Consider the following 16,238-nt stretch of genomic DNA (forward strand, 5'->3'; position numbering starts at 1 on the left):
AAAAGGGGTCAATTCACAGACCCCTAAAATGGTCCCCTAGATTGACCCCTAAATAGACCCCCAAATTGAAGACCCCTAATTATTTTGGATACCCAGGTGTTTTTTTTATGCGAGATATTAAAAGGGTTTTGGAAATGAGATCTCAAAACCATAGTCAGTGACAGATTTCAGCTGCTCTTAAAATATCAAGAGATGCAGCGAGAAAATCTTGATATCTTCCAGGAGCTTTTTTATTGCATGCAATTGCCGACTCTTTTTAGTTTTTTATAGTTGCCTCTTTTTTTTTGGTTTGCGAATCTCTTTATCCGGACGAGGAATCTCTCGTGTGAAAGCGTCATCTCTACGTGCTCATAGGATCCTATTTCGATTAAAGTGAAAGTTTGATATTCTATTGGATTGAGCGCTATCTTATGAACGATTCTATTAAATTTTGATTGATGATTTGTCAGAACCCAGTTAACTAGACCCTTTAAACTTTGTGGATATCCAATAAGAGTCGACATATGTAATCTATGTTAGCTCTTTTCTAGTCGAGGTTTTCGAGGATCTCTTTAACTTCTTTATCCTGGGTTAAATTAGAACAAATCATTAAACCATGGGGCTCTCTAAGAGTCCCATGGCGGGTTTGTCACTTTTTATAGACATCCCGGCGATGCCCAATTTTCACTAATAAAATGATGAGTTTTTCATCTTCAATATTTGCGATAATTCGATAATCTCCTACACGATATCGCCAGAAATTAATGAGATTTCCTTTTAAAGCTTTCCCTGTAAAAAAAGGATTTTCACAATTTTCTAAATTTTTGTTAATCCAATTAACGAGCATTGTTCCGGTGTAACCGTCCATTTTTTTTAAATCTTTAAGCGCTCTTTTAGAAAATTCAACGTGATATTTTTTATCCAATTTTTAACATCTCCTTTACCTCATCCAAAGAATATGTTTTGGAATCTTTTGAAAATTCATCGTAAGCCAGTTCTGCTTCTGCAATATCAAATTCATCTTCTATTTTTTCAAAAAGTGCTCTTTTAAATGCTTCTCCTACAGAAATGCCATGAATTTTAGCATAACTCTTTACTAATTCTTGTTCCCTTTCCGTCATTCTTATAGATGTACTCATATGTATCGCCCTTTTTCTCCCTCTTGTGTAATACATTGTATCACATCGATGCAGATTATCAATCAAAAGTCCCAATTTTTATAATAAATTGATTTCACTTTAAAATATATATTTTATCGATATGCTTAATGAGCTTAATGGTTGATTTTTATGAGATGGTTATCTTATTGGCATAATTTTCGATTAATAATCTTCTCCTAGCTCATCCAGAGCATCATCTACACCATTTCTATAATCACTGTCTTCACTGTATAAGTCATAGTCATAATCTCCATCTTCAATCACGGCATTATAACCGTCGTTATAAGTGCTCCAGGAAAAACCTTTGTTTGAAGAATCAGGACTGTTTTCTTGTTTTGGTTTATCTTCTTTTTGAGATGGTGTGGAGATATCACAATGGCTAGGATCTGGCGCATCAAAATATTCGTATTCGTTAGTATCTTTCCAATAAATGTAAAACGGTTCTTTATCAACGCTTAATGAACTAAAACAAGAACTATGATCATCAAATCCATAAGAGTGATCATTGCCAGAGATTGAAAAGTATCCCGTATCACTTTTAAAACTGATTTGGACAGTACTTTCATCATCTAGGCTTAATCGATTTCTATAGTCACTATACTTACTTTGATAAATGTGATCCATTTCTTTCATAGTAAAGAACAATTCTCTGGCAAGATCTTCGTTTGTTTCTATATTTTCATAGTCTTCTAAAGAGTCAGAAGAAACAATAATTGAAAAGTAATAACTTTTGTATTCTTCAAAATCAAGATTTTTTTCTAATGAACCTAGGGATACTGTAACATCATCCATCCCGCAAGTTTTCAGATCTTGTTGGAGAGGAGAGATGAAGTCTGATTGGATTTGTTCTTTTACTTTTCCATCAATAAGACTTTTCTGATAGTTTGGATAAACATACTGATATCCAACAAAACATAGAATAAGAATAATGATAAAAATGAGCGATTTCTTTTTTAACATAATGAAGATCCTTTTTAGATAAACAATAATAATCCCGCCATATATATTATACAGTCTATTTGTTCCAATACTTTCACCGTAATACATCCTTTCTTTTTTGAATGATTCGACACAATGATTTATAGAATTCTTCTAGATCTTGTTTAGGCGGAATTCCCGATACAGATCCATCTCCAGTCTCTATGATGATCCAGGAACCATCTTTAAGCTCTGCGTAATCAATGGTGTAAAAGCGGCTGTCTAGAAATTGATATTTCTGGATCAGCTCAACAGGAGGCATAGGAGCGTTTTCTGGCTGGTCTGAGTTTTGACAAACACTGATGATGTTTTGATCAAAATAGAAGACTCGGACTTCGTTTGTATGGTTTTCATATTTTTTCAAATCCACATATTCCTTGATACAGATGCCTCCAGTCAGAAGATTTCCCCGGTATTGATAGAACTCTTTCATATACCGATCAAATTGGTTTTGATCAAAGCTTGCGTCAAAATACTTAGGGAAACGAGAATCTTTAACAGATTTCACAAAGTCTTTGACGATAAACTTAGGAAATTTTTTGAGAACATCCTGAATATAGATTCTCTGATAAAGAGGAACTGTTAAAATGCGAGTGTATCCTCTTTGATCTTTGGATAGATATGAGGGAACAGATGAAACTCTTCATACATTTCTGGCGTTGTGATTAAGCTTATGTTTTGTTTGCGTAACTGTTGATAAAACGCAGAATAATGTTCTGGAGTCATCATCCATTCCCGATAGACCGCAGATGTTTCGTTTTCAGGAATAGAAGAAAGCTTTAGTTTTCTGTTGTTGAACCAGGCATCATAGTCAAATAAAAGAATGTCGAATTCTTTTGTTTGAAGAGCTGCATCGTATTCAGTTTTAAGGTCTTCATCGACTTGATTTCTATCGAAAAAGGATGAAGGGAATAATAGTGTTTTCATAGCTGGTTTAAAACTCCTACGAAGACAGGGATAAATTGTTGGGTGACAGAATCAAAATGCATGATTGCATAAATAAAGGGTCGATTTAAAATTACACTTCTTGAATCATATTCAAAATCAATTCCGTAATCCATGGTCGCAATGGTTTTCGCGAATGCCACGGTCTTTATTTGAGAAAATTTGATCTGAGATTCATGGAGTATTTTTTCAATTCGTAAATGCACTGAAGTCATTCCTGAAAAATCAGCTGCCTCTGTAAACAATTCATGGATACCCAGGTCTCGTAAGAAATTCGTAAGATCTGTTTCGTATTGGGATTCAAATTGGGGCATGGCAATTTCGACATCTGCCGGATAAGCAGAATTAAAAAGTTGTGTGAAATTGCACTCTTCTATACTTCTTAATAAAGAGTCATAATTCTTTTCTTTGGGCAATAAAGCCATAAACGCATCTGCTGATGTATAGCTTTTGATGAACCCTGTAAAAGATTGATTCTCGATATACATTCTTTCAATTCTGCGCATCATTTGACATCGGCTTTTGGAACCATCTTGATTGGTAAACCAGTCTCTATCGATATCTTTGAATGGTTTTGACCAAGTACTTTCAAAAGAGATGGTGTTGATAAAATTGATGAGTCCCGTTAAATCATCTGTTTTACAGATCTTGCCCGTAAAGCGTTGAATAAAATTAGGAACCAATGTATCAAAGATATCTTTTTGTATATGGATCTCATTGGATGTGCGACAGGCCTTGCTTGTTTCGAATAGTTTTTGTATGTCTTGATTTGATAAGTTACAGTGGATGGAATTTAAGATCTCATTTTTAGTTTTACCTTGGGTTGCTTCTGCTAAAAGAAAGAGAACTGACAAGATGGACAAAGGAGAGATAAGGGGGTTTGCATCTTGTCCATAAGCAGTTCTCTTAAAACAAATGGATGTGAATCGATGGATATCTTCTAGATCCAACATCTTATCGTAAGCTTCTTTCGTCTAAACGGCAGACAACACCTTGCGGTAAAACATAGAGGATCGTACCCCTGGCATTCTTGTGAATCTTATCGTAAAGACGTCCGGCACTGTAGCTTTCACCCAGAACGGTATAACGGCTGTTCGCTACATATCCCACAGTATCAAGACCATCCATCTTGACGGCTATGGCTTCGTTGTCATAGTCGTTTTTGCGATCTTTGACCAAACGAACCGGCATACCGACCTTCATAAAATCAGATCCGTAATAGTGATTGGTACCAGCAATCGTAAAATAGATCGGTTTTCTCATACGAACAACCTCCTTTCTTTGTATCTTTATTATAGGAGGTCACATGTACTAAAAATTGGACTTATCTAAATAGGATATTGATTTTTTAACCGTTTGATCTCATTTTTCATCTGTTGGACAACCGATTCCGGGCCAGTGATCTGGATTCCTTGTCCCAAAGACATGATCCAGCCTAAGAATTGATTGCTGACGGAGACGGGGACCGTGGTCTTAAAATGATCTTCATCGATTGGGGTGATGGGGATATCTTTGCCAAAGCGATCGATCAGGATGCCGACTTTATCATTTTCGGCCTGAATGGTCACATTGGTCTCGATGCCGCTGAACATGCCGAATAGACTCTTGGTGTATCTTGGCAATTTGAATTCCTTGAACTTGTTTTTTCCTTTTCGAGGCACCGGCGTCACTTCCACCTTCAACATCTTATCGACCCGGTAGTGTTTGATCTTATCTTCTTTTTCATCGTAGGCAACCAAGTAATAATTTTCATCGTCCCACATCAAGGCCCAGGGACTGACTTGGTAGTTCGATCCGTTTTTTCTTAGCTGCATATCTTTTTTGATATTCCACTGGAAGTATTTAAATTGGATCTGACATTCCTTTCCAATGGCTTCATGGATCTGATCGACATTGTAGTAGATGCTTTCGTTCATCGTTTTGACCCGGCCCGAGATCACCACCTGTCTTTGAAGCTGTTTGCCCTCATACTTGCTGACAAGAGATTCGAGCTTTTTGATCAGTTCTTTGGATTTTTTATCGGTGATGAATTTGGCAGATTGTACCGAGTCCACTAAGAGTTTTAATTCCGGAAGTTCAAATTCTCGGGAACCTAAATGATAATAATAGTGTTTTCCTTGTTTCCCGGAAAGAATATCGAAGCCAAATCTTCTTAATTCATCCAAATCTACATAGACCGTTTTCCGGTCTGCATTAACACCATAGTCTGCCAGTTTTTCTAAGATCTGAGGCATGGTCAAGCCATGCAGGTCATCGGTTTCTTCCGATAAAATCTTGACCAGATACAACATTTTTAGTTTTTGATTTTCACCTTTTCGTACATTTGCCATAGTTGTTTTCTCCTATCTCGAGAATAGCACGTCTGTTCCTGCGCCACAACATTACGAGGTTCTTTTTTTGGGACAGTTGGCAAGCAAATCATTCTTCAGTAAAATAATAAAAGAACAGGAGGTTGTGCGATGAAAAAAAGCTGGGGCATCTTTTTAGTGATCTTATGTTTGATTGTATGGATTGCTTATTTGAGTTTTCCGCACGAAAAACCAAGGGGCGGGATGAGCGGCGATGTTTCTGTTCTTGCCGAAGAGATCGATCTGGATTCTTTGCCCGAGTATAGCGGGCATGCAACCATCGAGATCAATGACAATGTTCCAGATTTTGAAGAATATGAGATCGAAGAAGCTCAGACTTCCTATGAATCATACAGTGAGTTGGATGCCTTGGGGCGGTGCGGCAAGGCCGAGGCCAGCGTCAGTCTGGATACGATGCCGACCAAAAAACGCACCAGCATCAGTTCTGTCAAACCCTCGGGCTGGGAAAACGAGAAATATGATTTCGTATCCGGAGAATGGGTCTATAATCGCTGTCATCTGATTGGTTTTCAATTGACAGGAGAGAATGCGAATTCCCAGAATTTAATTACGGGAACACGTTACATGAATGTGGAAGGTATGCTTCCATATGAAGACGAAGTGGCTGCCTATGTAAAATCGACTGGGCAACATGTTTTGTATGAAGTGACGCCGATCTATGAGGATTCGGATGATCTGGTCGCTTCCGGCGTTCATATGCAGGCATGTTCCGTCGAAGATGACTGCGCGTCTTTGGCATTCAATGTCTATGCTTACAATGTGCAGCCCGGCATTGAGATTGATTATCGTACGGGTGAAAATTGGGAAGAATAGCTTGAAATCCTGTCGTGTCCATGGTATGATGCTTGCGCACTTACTTTAAACTCAACCGAAGTTTAAGGCGGAAGGAGGATACACATGAAACAGGGAATTCATCCGAATTACCATCGTGTTAAATGTATCTGTACCTCTTGCGGCGCTGAATTTGAAACAGGAAGTACGATCAAAAAAGACGAATTGCGTGTAGATACTTGCAGTAACTGTCACCCATTCTTCACTGGTCGTCAACGTTTCGCAGCTGCTCAAGGACGTATTGAGAAGTTTAACAAGAAATATGGTCTGAAAAACGGTCAATAGTGATACAATAAAAACAGCGTAGAACACGCTGTTTTTTCTTTAGATAGAGGTGAACATATGCATATTCCGTCCAAACGCATGGAGGTTTTTGCTCCATCGATCTTTACAGAACTTAAACAGATGAAATTAGATTATTCGAAACGAACAGGGAAAGACACCATTGATTTCTCTGTTGGATCGCCCAATATTGCTCCAGAGCCATCTATTATGAAAGCTTTGCAGGATGCAGTTTGTGTCCCGGAAAACTATAAGTATGCGATCAATGAATTGCCGGAAATGAAAAGTGCAATTCATGACTGGTATCAAAACCGCTATGGGGTCCAGCTCGAAGATGATGAGATGATTTGTCTTCAAGGGTCCCAGGAAGCTTTAAGCACTTTGTTTTTGGCTACTTGCGATGCCGGAGACATCGTTCTGGTGCCAGATCCTTACTATCCGATCTTCAATGACGGCCCTAAGATTGCCAATGCCAGCGTAGAATATATGCCGCTGTTGGAAGAAAATGATTATCTGATTGATTTTGATGCGATCGATCCTAAGATTGCCCAAAAAGCCAAAATGATGATCGTCTCTTATCCTAACAATCCGACTTGTGCGATTGCTCCGGATTCTTTTTATGAAGACCTGATCGCTTTTGCGAAAAAATACGACATCATCGTATTGCACGACAATGCCTATAGCGAACTGGTCTTTGATGGCAAGATAGGAAAGAGCTTTTTGTCTTTTGAAGGCGCGAAAGAAATCGGGATCGAATTGAATTCTTTTTCTAAGACCTTTGGAATGGCCGGGGCACGACTTGGGGTCTGTGTGGGAAATCGTGAAATCATCAAAGTTTATAACACTTTAAAATCCAATATGGATTATGGAATCTTTTTGCCTGTACAATATGCCGGTATTGAAGCTTTACGCCACGGAGGAAAATCTATCCGTTCCACTTGCCAGGCCTATCAGGACCGGCGCGATCTGATCTGTGAAGAATTTAAAAAGGTCGGATGGGAGATTCCCAAAAGTCCAGCTACGATGTTCGCATGGGCAAGGATCCCGGATCACTATCCTGATTCTTTGGCCTTTGTCACGGATCTTTTAGAGAAGACCGGGATCGTTGTGACTCCAGGACAATCGTTTGGTAAACAAGGATCGCGATATATTCGAATTGCCTTGGTTCAAGATGCGGATAAGATCAAGGAGGCTGCTGACCGCATTCAAAAATCTAAGATTTTTCAAACCCAGTAACAAGAAGTGGATAATTATTGATTCGTCAAACTGTTTGAATAAAAAACACAATATTTGGATAAAAATCCGCGTATTGTGTTTTTTTCTTTGATGAACTCAATATAAGTATCTGAAGTTTGACTTTCTTTTATTCGATCAAAACATTATAATGTTTAAGACAAAAGAGGTTGAGCAACAATGAAAAAAAAGATCAAAGAACAGATTCAAGCCGTATTTTTAGATATTGATGGAACGTATTATGATCATGAAAAAAACAAAGTTCTTCCTTCGACGATGAAAGCCATGCGAAAATTAAAAGAAAGAGGGTATAAAATTGCCCTGTGTTCTGGACGACCTTTGCGAATGGCACAGGAACTTTCGATTTTTGATGGTGTACAATGGGACGGGTTTATTGGAAGTGCAGGGAATACCGTCTATGATGAACAGATTCAATTGATCGAAAAAAACGGTTTTTCGAATGCGGAATTGAAACGGATCTTCTCCATTGCCAAAGAAAAAAATCTGTGTTTGTATGTCAATGGAAGCTCTGCATTTTTAACCCAAAAAGATCCAGCAGCTATGCGTGTTTTAGAACAGTTTCATGTACAGATTCCAAACGAGATTCGAGATTGGGATCCAGAGGATGTTGTTGATATGATTTCTTTATTTAAAGGGTATGACTATGACTACTCTGATTTCTTACAAATTCCAACTGTTAAAACGCAAAAATCATCCGGTTGCATTGTCGATTTGATCAAAGAAGGAGTAAGCAAAGTCAAAGGAATTGAATCTCTGTTAAAATATTGGCATATGGAACAGGCCCCTTATATGGCCTTTGGAGATTCTTTAAATGATAAAGAAATGATCCAAGAAGCGACAATTGGAGTTGCCATGGAAAACAGCGATCCTGATTTGTTTGCCTATGCGGATTTTATTTGTGGTCCAAGCGATCAAGACAGCATCGCTTTGACCTTGCGGCAGTTTCGGCTGATCGACTAAGGAGGAAAAGTCCATGGAAAAAAGATTGTTTATTCCTTGTGAGGATCATGAACTTCCAATGATTCTCACCTATCCGGATACTTTGGGCCCTTATCCTTGTATGCTTTGTCTGCATGGATTCTTGTCCTACAAAGAAGGCGATGGGCATTTGCTCCAAAAGAGTGCGCAGTACTTGGCTGAACACGGGATAGCCAGTGCACGTATTGATTTCTGCAGTATGGGAGAAAATCGTGCCTCCCGCCAAATGTATGGAGTTGATATGTGTATCAAGGAAACACATGCGACATTTGCGTGGCTTCAAAATGACCCAAATATTCTATCCGACCGAATCGGATTATTAGGGCATAGCTTAGGAGGGCGTATAGCCATCTTATGCGCAGATCTTCCCAGTTTTTGTATCATTACACTGAATGGGGCTTTAAAAATAAATCAACCAGGGGCATTTTCTTTGCCCGTTGAAAAAGAAAAGGAAATCCAATCTCAAGGGTATACCATCATGTCCACCAGTGATGGGCGTGTAGAATTGGTGTTTTCTTCATTTTTAAAAGATCTGTCTATTCAAAATGATACAATTGATCATTATAAGAATCCGATATTGGTCTGTGTAGGCGCAAAAGATCCTACCGTAGATCCAGCCAACAGTTATGATTTTGTGCAACAACGAAAAGATCGATCGACCGATTTATGTATCATTGAACATGCGGACCATACCTTTTTAGCCAAGACGGGAAACTATGCCACGCTGTATGCTTTGCTGGAGCAGATCGTGGATTGGATTCAAGAGAAGCTGTGAACCGATGCATCTTATTGTTTTAAATTCTTTATGATGGATGGATTATGTTTCAGAATGCTTTCTATGGTTCGACAAGTCTCTAAGTTGGAACAGTCTTTGCAGGTGGAGACTTCTTTTTTTATGGCGCATTTTCGGATTTCACACATCGTTTCACAGAATATTGTTTTCGCTCCGGGCATACGGCAGTCTTCACAGTGAATGTGTTCCGGCAAAATAGGAGCCTGGTTGAGCCGGGCCCATTTTTTGGCGGTGGCTTCCTTTAGCTTTTGATCGTTGTGGATGGTTGCCAAGTATGCATCACAGGTTTGGCAATTCAATCCGCAATAGGCAATTTTTTTTGTTCATAATGCAATCCTCTGTTTCTATTTCAAAGTGTATCATTCACCAAGAGGTTCTATAATGGACAATCGTATGAAGCTGTCACGAATCATCTTTTTTGTCGTATTTAGAAATATGAAATGTCCTCGCTGCCAAAATGAAGATCCGAACTTCTTTGCCTATGACAAGGGTGTGTATTACTGCCGCAAATGCATCGTCTTTTCCCGCGTGCAAGTTGGCGATACCATTGAACCGTGTCATTTATCGCATCGAATATGGAAAGGAAAACCAAAGCTTACCTATGCACTGACAGAAAAACAGAAACAATGTTCGACAAAAACGTTGAATTATCTAAAACAAGGAAGAGATGTTTTTGTCTATGCCGCAACAGGAGCCGGCAAGACTGAGATTACCTTCGCCAGCATTTCTTATTATTTATCCCAAGGGAAGAAAGTGGCTTTTGCGATCAGTCGTCGTCAAGTCGTCTTAGAGATTGCCGAGCGCTTACGCAAAGCCTTTTGTGAGCTCAGTGTTGTAGAAGTGGCTCAAGATTATACCCAGGTGACGGATGCGGATTTGATCGTTTGTACGATGCACCAGCTCTATCGCTATCCATATGGTTTTGATTTGCTTATCCTGGATGAAGTAGACGCTTTTCCATATGCCGGCAATACCTTATTAGAAGCCATTGTAGATCTTTCGTGCATTGGGCAGAAACTTTATTTGAGTGCCACACCTTCTTCTGAAATTTTGGCTCAGATCGAGGCCGGAAAAATGGAGGTTGTCAAACTTTTTGAAAGACCGCACAAACACCCTCTGGTGATTCCTAAAGTGATTCAAAGAGATCCTTGGAGGCAAGTTCTCTATCTTTTGATCTTTTGTGCCCGTTGTCAAAAAGAACATAAACAAGTGTTGGTTTTTGTTCCTAGAAGACAAGATTGTTTCTGGATGGCTTGGGTTTTGCGCCTAGTATGCAAAGCTGTAGGAATCCATTCGGCAACGCACGATAAGGATAAGATCTTGGAAGCCTTCCGTCAAAAACAATACGATGTTTTAGTGTGCACGACCTTATTAGAACGCGGCATCACGATTGGCAGCGTGCAGGTTGCTGTTTATCAAGCCCAACATATCGTTTTCAGCACAGCCAGTCTGATTCAGATCTTTGGCCGTATCGGAAGAACGTTTGATGACCCAGCAGGGAAAGGAGTCTGTCTATGTCAGTATGCGAGTCAATCCGTTCGCGAATGCATCAAACTCTTAGAGTGGATGAACGATTCTGCCTCATCTGCAATGCCTCCTTAGATGAGATACATTCTTTCGAGGATCTCTATGCGAAACATCGAAAAATCTGTACGGACTGTCAAAAACAGTTTAAGCCTATCCGGAAGATCTTCCGGATTCAAAACCGAGAATGGCATATTTTATATCAATACGATGATTTTTTAGAGAGACTGTTCTTTCGCTATAAAGAACAAAGAGATATTTTGCTGGCACCGGTCTTTTTGGAAAGAGTCCAAGAGCGTCTAAAAATAATGAAAAAGTATCAGGTCTGTGGTTTATGCTCAAGTGACCAGCATCGACTCTATCGCGGTTTTGAACCTTTGATCGAACTTTTTAAGCCCTATGGGATCGAAGTGCTTTCTCCGCTTTACAAGACGAAGCCCGTCAAACAAAGTGCGCAATCGAAGACTAAGCGAAAACAGATCCAGGCAATCTTAAAACGAAAAGAGCTATATTCTTTATCGAACAAAAAGATTTTGTTAGTGGATGATGTTTGTACGACCGGATCCAGTTTGGAAGCGGCTTGTCAACTTTTGAATCCGCAGTGTGTTTTTGTTTTGGCTGCTCATCCAAAATGGCTGCAAGCTCATGCATCAATGGGTATAGAAAAAAAGAGTTCCTTTTGGTAGAATGATGCCAAGGAGAAATATATGGCAGGAAGAAAAGAAAACGATGAAATTTCAAAACTTTTAGATTCTTTTGAAGCGGATGGAGCTTTGGAAGAAAAAATGGAAGGTTTTGCGGCTAAAAAGCGTCGTCAAGATAAGTATACGCAACAAATCAACATGATCGATGTGGATGATACGCAGGAGACAAAAACTCCAACTGCAAATGATACCATAGTTTTGCGTCCTGCTCGCCCTCAGCAGGCAGAATCGGAAGCGGGCGAGACTGTGATGTTCGATCCTGATCAGATCGAAGAACAAACAGAACTTACGAATAAGACCGTTGTGATCAATGATGATGAGATCCAATCGTTATTAGAACAAGAACAAGGGCCGAAACTGAGACGCGAAGTCAAAGGACATTCAAAAAAACCAGTGGCCAAGATGCGGAAAAAGAACGATAAAACGGTAAAAATCGTTTTGGCAGTTTTAGTATCGCTTTTAGTCGTAGCGGTGATTGGAACCGGTGCGTATGTTTTGTTGAATGGTATTGGAGAAAATACAGAAACTGAAAATGATCGCCAGGCAGTGGCCTATGAGCGTATTATGGACTGGCTGGATACGGTGGATGATGATTTTACCGGCATTGAAGATATGGAAGAGTATTACAACCGTCTAAGCGATGAGCAAAAAGAAGAAATCGATGATTTGTTGAAGAGTCGTACAGGCTATACTTTTGATGAATTGTTGGCTCGGGCGAAATCGGACGAAAAGAAAGATTCTTCTAACAACAATACGGAAATCGCAGAACTGCGCGCAAAACTTTCTACTTTGCAGACGCAGCTTAGCAGCGCTCAGTCTACTTTGGATTCCGCCAAAAGCACATTGACGACTCGTCAATCGGAATATGATGCCTTAGTGGAACAATCGCAAAATGCCGCGAATGCCCAGGCGAATCTGGAAAGCGCACAGGCGGCTGTCGATGAGTGTGAAGCACGTCGTCAAGAGCTCTTGAACAAGCAGAGTGCGGGCACGATCACCGAAGAAGAACTGATTGAATTGGATAATATTTATAAAGTCGACTGGCCTTCTTTAAACGATGCTCTTGAACAGGCACAAAGAGAAGTGAATAATGCACCATCAGTATCGCAAGATCAGTTGAATAGTGCTTCCCAAGCTGTCAGTCAGGCACAAAGTGCAGTCGATCAGGCACAAAGTGCGGTCGATGAGATCAATTCTCAGATCTCGCAGATTCAATCGCAGATCAATGAGCTGGAATAAGGGTTGAAAAACCCTTTTTCTTTCTTTAATAAATCAGGAAATTTTGTTAAGATGTTAGAAGTGAATAGTTAAAGAATGGTAAAGGACGGTGATCGCATGCGGAATGCCATCGTAATGGCAGCGGGAAAAGGAACGCGGATGAAGTCTTTCCAAAGCAAAGTGATGCATCCAATTATCGATCGGCCGATGTTAGGATATATCATCGATGCCTTGCGGGCGGTACAAGTCGAACGAATCGTGATCGTGGTCGGCTACCAGGCCCAGACGATCCAAGAAGCGTTTCCCGATTGTGAGTTTGCCTTGCAGGAGCCGCAATTAGGGACGGGACATGCCGTGATGCAATGTCAGCAACTCAAAGATGCCACAGGGGATACCTTGGTAATCAATGGGGATGGGCCGTGTATTCAGCCGGAAACTTTAGAGAAGCTCTTTCAAGCAAACCAGGATGCTTCCTTGACCTTGTTGACATCGATTCTGGATGACGGGGCACATTATGGCCGTATCATTCGCGATGAAACAGGGCAAGTTCAAGCCATAGTGGAAGCAAAAGACTGTACGCCGGAGCAATTGAAAGTCAAAGAAATCAATGCCGGAATGTATTGTTTCAAGAATGAGGATCTCTTTAACCATATTCATGAGTTGCAGCCAAACAATGCTCAGAAGGAATATTACTTGACTGATATGGTTAAGATCTTGGCTGCACAAGGAAAGAAAGTCAATGGGATGGTCATTGAAGACCGTGATGAAGTCATGGGAATCAATGACTGTATAGAATTATATAAAGCATATACCTGGATGCGCGACAAGATCAACTTGGAATGGATGAGGCAAGGCGTCCAAATCGTTGACCCACAAAGAACTGTGATCGGCAAAGATGTCCAGATTGGACACGATGTCTTGATCGGACCGAATGTAGAAATCTTAGGGAAAACGATCATCCATGACTATGTCACGATTTTGCCGGGTTCCATAATAGAGGATGCGATCATAGGAGAAGGTGCTGTGATTGATTCCAGCAAGGTGGTTGGTACGAGCGTCAAAAGTCAAGAAAAAGTAGGACCGATGGCGTTTATCCATTCAGGATAACCGACGATCTGGTTTTAAGGAAGTACAAAAACGACTGTAGAGAAAGGGAAGGAACAATCATGGAAAACACAATCGTATTTGGTTTATCATCCAGCCAGGAATTGGCTCAGAAAATTTGCGAAGAATTAAATATGCCGCTTGGGAAATCCAAAACCAATCATTTTGCGGATGGTGAGATTCTTTTTGAACTGGGAGAAAGTGTTCGAGGAAAACATGTTTATTTCATTCAGAGTACAAACCGTCCTGTCAATGACAACTTAATGGAGATCTTAATTGGAATTGATGCCTGCAAGCGTGCCTCCGCTGCCAGTATCAACTGCGTGATTCCTTATTTCGGATATGCCAGACAAGATCGAAAAGCAAAACCGCGTCAGCCAATCACCGCTAAACTGGTGGCCAGCTTATTAGAAAAAGCAGGAGCTACCCGCGTCGTTACAGTGGATTTGCACGCTAATCAGATCCAAGGATTCTTTGATATCCCGGCTGATGACATCACAAGCATGGGCTTGATCGGTGATTATTTCAAACATAAAGCCGATATCGTAGATCCGGTTGTCGTAAGTCCGGACCATGGCGGAACCGTCCGTGCTCGTAATTTGGCCGATATTTTGGGCGCTCCGGTTGCGATTATCGACAAGCGCCGTCCAAGACCAAATGTCGCAGTGGCTATGAATTTGTTAGGGGATGTAGAAGGCAAGACGGCTATCTTGATCGATGACATGGTCGATACGGCTGGCACCTTGGTATCAGGAATTGAAATGTTAAAGAAAAAGGGAGCCAAAGATGTTTATGCGGCTTGCAGTCATGGCGTTTTGTCCGGACCGGCTGTAGAACGCTTACGCAACAGCGAAGTTAAAGAATTTGTCTGTACCGATACGATTGATCAAAGTGAGAATGTCAAAAATCTTCCGCAGGAAGTCGTTCTTTCCGTAGCTCCATTGATTTCAGCCTTGATCCAAGCGGTAGAAACCAACTCTTCTTTGAGTACGGCTTTGTCGCACGCTTTTGAACGATAACATGAAAGAGACATTGTTTATTGGATATCCCAAGTGCTCTACTTGCCAGAAAGCGTATCAAGCTTTAGAAAATTTGGGGATCCATGCGACCTACCGTGATATCACCAAAGACAATCCGACCAAGGAAGAGATCCAAAGCTGGATCGATCAAGGAGTGTCTCTTGATAAACTGTTCAACACCAGCGGGATGAAATATCGTGAACTGAATGTCAAAGAAAAACGCCAGAGCGCTTCTCAAAAAGAGTTGATAGAGCTGCTGGCGAGCGATGGTATGTTGGTCAAACGCCCCATTGTGATCCAAGGGGATACAATTATCGTAGGAAAAAAAGAAAAAGAATACGCATTATTGGAAAAGGCTTAAAAAATTAGATTCAATCTGTGAACAAAGAAGCGACTCATTCAGTCCTTTGAGTTCACAGATTTTTTTTGCGACATATTCGACATACTTCGGTTCATTTTGTTTGCCTCGATAGGGTACTGGTGTCAAATAGGGTGAATCTGTCTCTGTCAAAATGCGTTCGATTGGACAAGCCAATACACAATCGGGTGCATGACGGGCGTTTTTAAACGTTAAAGGGCCCGCAAAAGAAATCAGTGAATCCATCTTCAGGCATTCTTTCATGGTCTCTACGCTGCCGCTGAAACAGTGAAAGATGATTCGCGTTCGGGCATGTTTTTTTAATATCTCTAGGCAATCCTTAGTGGAATCGCGCATATGGATCGAAATAGGCAGATGTGTTTGATTGGCTATTTCAATTTGTTGAATAAAGAGTTCTTTTTGCAGGTCATTGAAACTGGTATCCCAATAATAATCTAGACCGATTTCACCTAAACAGTCGATTTGTTTAGCGGCGGCCAGATCGTAAAGAGCTTTTAAGTCCTCTGATGTTATTGTTTTGGCATCGGAAGGAAACCATCCCAAGGCTACCTTAAATCGCGGGTCTCTATCTTTGACTTTTTGAGCTCTATGGAATTCTTCTAGTGTAGTGCACATGATCATGCAGCGGGAAACTAAATCCATATTTTCTAAAACTTCATCGATTCTTTCATAAAGGGGGTCGCAAGTGATATGAGCATGAGAGTCTGTATACATTGTTCAT

Annotated in this window: 21 protein-coding genes; 11 read left to right on the forward strand and 10 right to left on the reverse strand. The window is 40.4% G+C overall.

Annotated features, from left to right (window positions below):
• Window positions 1-628: 628 nt before the first annotated feature.
• From HNQ43_RS06265 to HNQ43_RS06300, 8 genes are all read right to left on the reverse strand, one after another.
• Window positions 629-904, reverse strand: a complete 276-nt coding sequence (locus HNQ43_RS06265; RefSeq protein WP_280525463.1) for a type II toxin-antitoxin system RelE family toxin — start codon at window positions 902-904, stop codon at window positions 629-631.
• Complete coding sequence (gene relB / locus HNQ43_RS06270) at window positions 897-1,118, reverse strand: type II toxin-antitoxin system RelB family antitoxin (protein ID WP_183375895.1); 222 nt, start codon at window positions 1,116-1,118, stop codon at window positions 897-899. Before relB ends, HNQ43_RS06265 begins: the two co-directional genes overlap by 8 nt.
• A 183-nt stretch (window positions 1,119-1,301) precedes the next feature.
• Entirely contained in the window at window positions 1,302-2,099 is a 798-nt protein-coding gene (locus HNQ43_RS06275; protein WP_183375897.1) for a hypothetical protein, read from the reverse strand.
• 73 nt (window positions 2,100-2,172) lie between these two features.
• Window positions 2,173-2,706 carry an ATP-grasp domain-containing protein gene (locus tag HNQ43_RS06280; RefSeq protein WP_342353966.1) on the reverse strand — a complete coding sequence of 178 codons (534 nt, stop codon included), beginning with the start codon at window positions 2,704-2,706 and terminating at the stop codon, window positions 2,173-2,175.
• Window positions 2,700-3,044 carry a hypothetical protein gene (locus tag HNQ43_RS06285; protein WP_183375901.1) on the reverse strand — a complete coding sequence of 115 codons (345 nt, stop codon included), beginning with the start codon at window positions 3,042-3,044 and terminating at the stop codon, window positions 2,700-2,702. Before HNQ43_RS06285 ends, HNQ43_RS06280 begins: the two co-directional genes overlap by 7 nt.
• Window positions 3,041-4,015, reverse strand: a complete 975-nt coding sequence (locus tag HNQ43_RS06290) for a serpin family protein (RefSeq protein WP_183375903.1) — start codon at window positions 4,013-4,015, stop codon at window positions 3,041-3,043. Before HNQ43_RS06290 ends, HNQ43_RS06285 begins: the two co-directional genes overlap by 4 nt.
• A 1-nt stretch (window position 4,016) precedes the next feature.
• A complete protein-coding gene (locus HNQ43_RS06295) occupies window positions 4,017-4,325 on the reverse strand; it encodes an HIRAN domain-containing protein (RefSeq protein WP_183375905.1) in 309 nt (102 codons plus the stop codon).
• A gap of 65 nt (window positions 4,326-4,390) precedes the next feature.
• The gene (locus HNQ43_RS06300) at window positions 4,391-5,392 is read right to left on the reverse strand and encodes a helix-turn-helix transcriptional regulator (protein WP_183375907.1); all 1,002 of its coding nucleotides are present in this window, start codon (window positions 5,390-5,392) and stop codon (window positions 4,391-4,393) included.
• Between the two features lie 129 nt (window positions 5,393-5,521).
• Here HNQ43_RS06300 and HNQ43_RS06305 point away from each other — a divergent pair, with 129 nt between their 5' ends.
• The 5 genes from HNQ43_RS06305 (at window position 5,522) to HNQ43_RS06325 (ending at window position 9,551) form a co-directional block, all read left to right on the forward strand.
• The gene (locus HNQ43_RS06305; protein ID WP_183375910.1) at window positions 5,522-6,244 is read left to right on the forward strand and encodes a DNA/RNA non-specific endonuclease; all 723 of its coding nucleotides are present in this window, start codon (window positions 5,522-5,524) and stop codon (window positions 6,242-6,244) included.
• Window positions 6,245-6,328: 84 nt separating this feature from the next.
• Entirely contained in the window at window positions 6,329-6,547 is a 219-nt protein-coding gene (gene rpmE / locus HNQ43_RS06310) for a 50S ribosomal protein L31 (RefSeq protein ID WP_183375912.1), read from the forward strand.
• Window positions 6,548-6,604: 57 nt separating this feature from the next.
• A complete protein-coding gene (locus HNQ43_RS06315; RefSeq protein WP_183375914.1) occupies window positions 6,605-7,780 on the forward strand; it encodes an aminotransferase class I/II-fold pyridoxal phosphate-dependent enzyme in 1,176 nt (391 codons plus the stop codon).
• A gap of 177 nt (window positions 7,781-7,957) precedes the next feature.
• The gene (locus HNQ43_RS06320) at window positions 7,958-8,758 is read left to right on the forward strand and encodes a Cof-type HAD-IIB family hydrolase (RefSeq protein ID WP_183375917.1); all 801 of its coding nucleotides are present in this window, start codon (window positions 7,958-7,960) and stop codon (window positions 8,756-8,758) included.
• Window positions 8,759-8,771: 13 nt separating this feature from the next.
• Window positions 8,772-9,551 (forward strand): alpha/beta hydrolase family protein, encoded by a 780-nt coding sequence (locus tag HNQ43_RS06325; RefSeq protein ID WP_183375920.1) that lies wholly within the window; start codon window positions 8,772-8,774, stop codon window positions 9,549-9,551.
• Window positions 9,552-9,562: 11 nt separating this feature from the next.
• Here the strand turns inward: HNQ43_RS06325 and HNQ43_RS06330 are convergent, their stop codons facing one another.
• Window positions 9,563-9,883 (reverse strand): DUF3795 domain-containing protein, encoded by a 321-nt coding sequence (locus HNQ43_RS06330; protein WP_183376049.1) that lies wholly within the window; start codon window positions 9,881-9,883, stop codon window positions 9,563-9,565.
• Between the two features lie 67 nt (window positions 9,884-9,950).
• Here HNQ43_RS06330 and HNQ43_RS06335 point away from each other — a divergent pair, with 67 nt between their 5' ends.
• The 6 genes from HNQ43_RS06335 to HNQ43_RS06360 all read left to right on the forward strand — a co-directional run bounded on the left by HNQ43_RS06335 (window position 9,951) and on the right by HNQ43_RS06360 (window position 15,499).
• Entirely contained in the window at window positions 9,951-11,171 is a 1,221-nt protein-coding gene (locus HNQ43_RS06335; protein ID WP_244957049.1) for a DEAD/DEAH box helicase, read from the forward strand.
• The gene (locus HNQ43_RS06340) at window positions 11,084-11,779 is read left to right on the forward strand and encodes a ComF family protein (RefSeq protein WP_183375923.1); all 696 of its coding nucleotides are present in this window, start codon (window positions 11,084-11,086) and stop codon (window positions 11,777-11,779) included. The genes HNQ43_RS06335 and HNQ43_RS06340 overlap by 88 nt, the downstream gene beginning before the upstream one ends.
• 21 nt (window positions 11,780-11,800) lie before the next feature.
• Complete coding sequence (locus tag HNQ43_RS06345) at window positions 11,801-13,036, forward strand: HlyD family secretion protein (protein WP_183375925.1); 1,236 nt, start codon at window positions 11,801-11,803, stop codon at window positions 13,034-13,036.
• Window positions 13,037-13,132: 96 nt separating this feature from the next.
• Window positions 13,133-14,122: a bifunctional UDP-N-acetylglucosamine diphosphorylase/glucosamine-1-phosphate N-acetyltransferase GlmU gene (locus HNQ43_RS06350; RefSeq protein ID WP_183375927.1), complete on the forward strand. Its 990-nt coding sequence runs from the start codon at window positions 13,133-13,135 to the stop codon at window positions 14,120-14,122.
• Between the two features lie 59 nt (window positions 14,123-14,181).
• Window positions 14,182-15,138 carry a ribose-phosphate diphosphokinase gene (locus HNQ43_RS06355; RefSeq protein ID WP_183375930.1) on the forward strand — a complete coding sequence of 319 codons (957 nt, stop codon included), beginning with the start codon at window positions 14,182-14,184 and terminating at the stop codon, window positions 15,136-15,138.
• Between the two features lies 1 nt (window position 15,139).
• Window positions 15,140-15,499 (forward strand): Spx/MgsR family RNA polymerase-binding regulatory protein, encoded by a 360-nt coding sequence (locus tag HNQ43_RS06360; RefSeq protein ID WP_183375933.1) that lies wholly within the window; start codon window positions 15,140-15,142, stop codon window positions 15,497-15,499.
• On the opposite strand, the gene HNQ43_RS06365 is transcribed toward HNQ43_RS06360, so the two are convergent.
• Window positions 15,482-16,231 carry a TatD family hydrolase gene (locus HNQ43_RS06365; RefSeq protein WP_183375936.1) on the reverse strand — a complete coding sequence of 250 codons (750 nt, stop codon included), beginning with the start codon at window positions 16,229-16,231 and terminating at the stop codon, window positions 15,482-15,484. The two genes, HNQ43_RS06360 and HNQ43_RS06365, sit on opposite strands and share 18 nt — an antisense overlap.
• Window positions 16,232-16,238 lie beyond the last annotated feature (7 nt).

The organism is Faecalicoccus acidiformans (genome assembly GCF_014202635.1).
Classification (GTDB): domain Bacteria; phylum Bacillota_I; class Bacilli_A; order Erysipelotrichales; family Erysipelotrichaceae; genus Faecalicoccus; species Faecalicoccus acidiformans.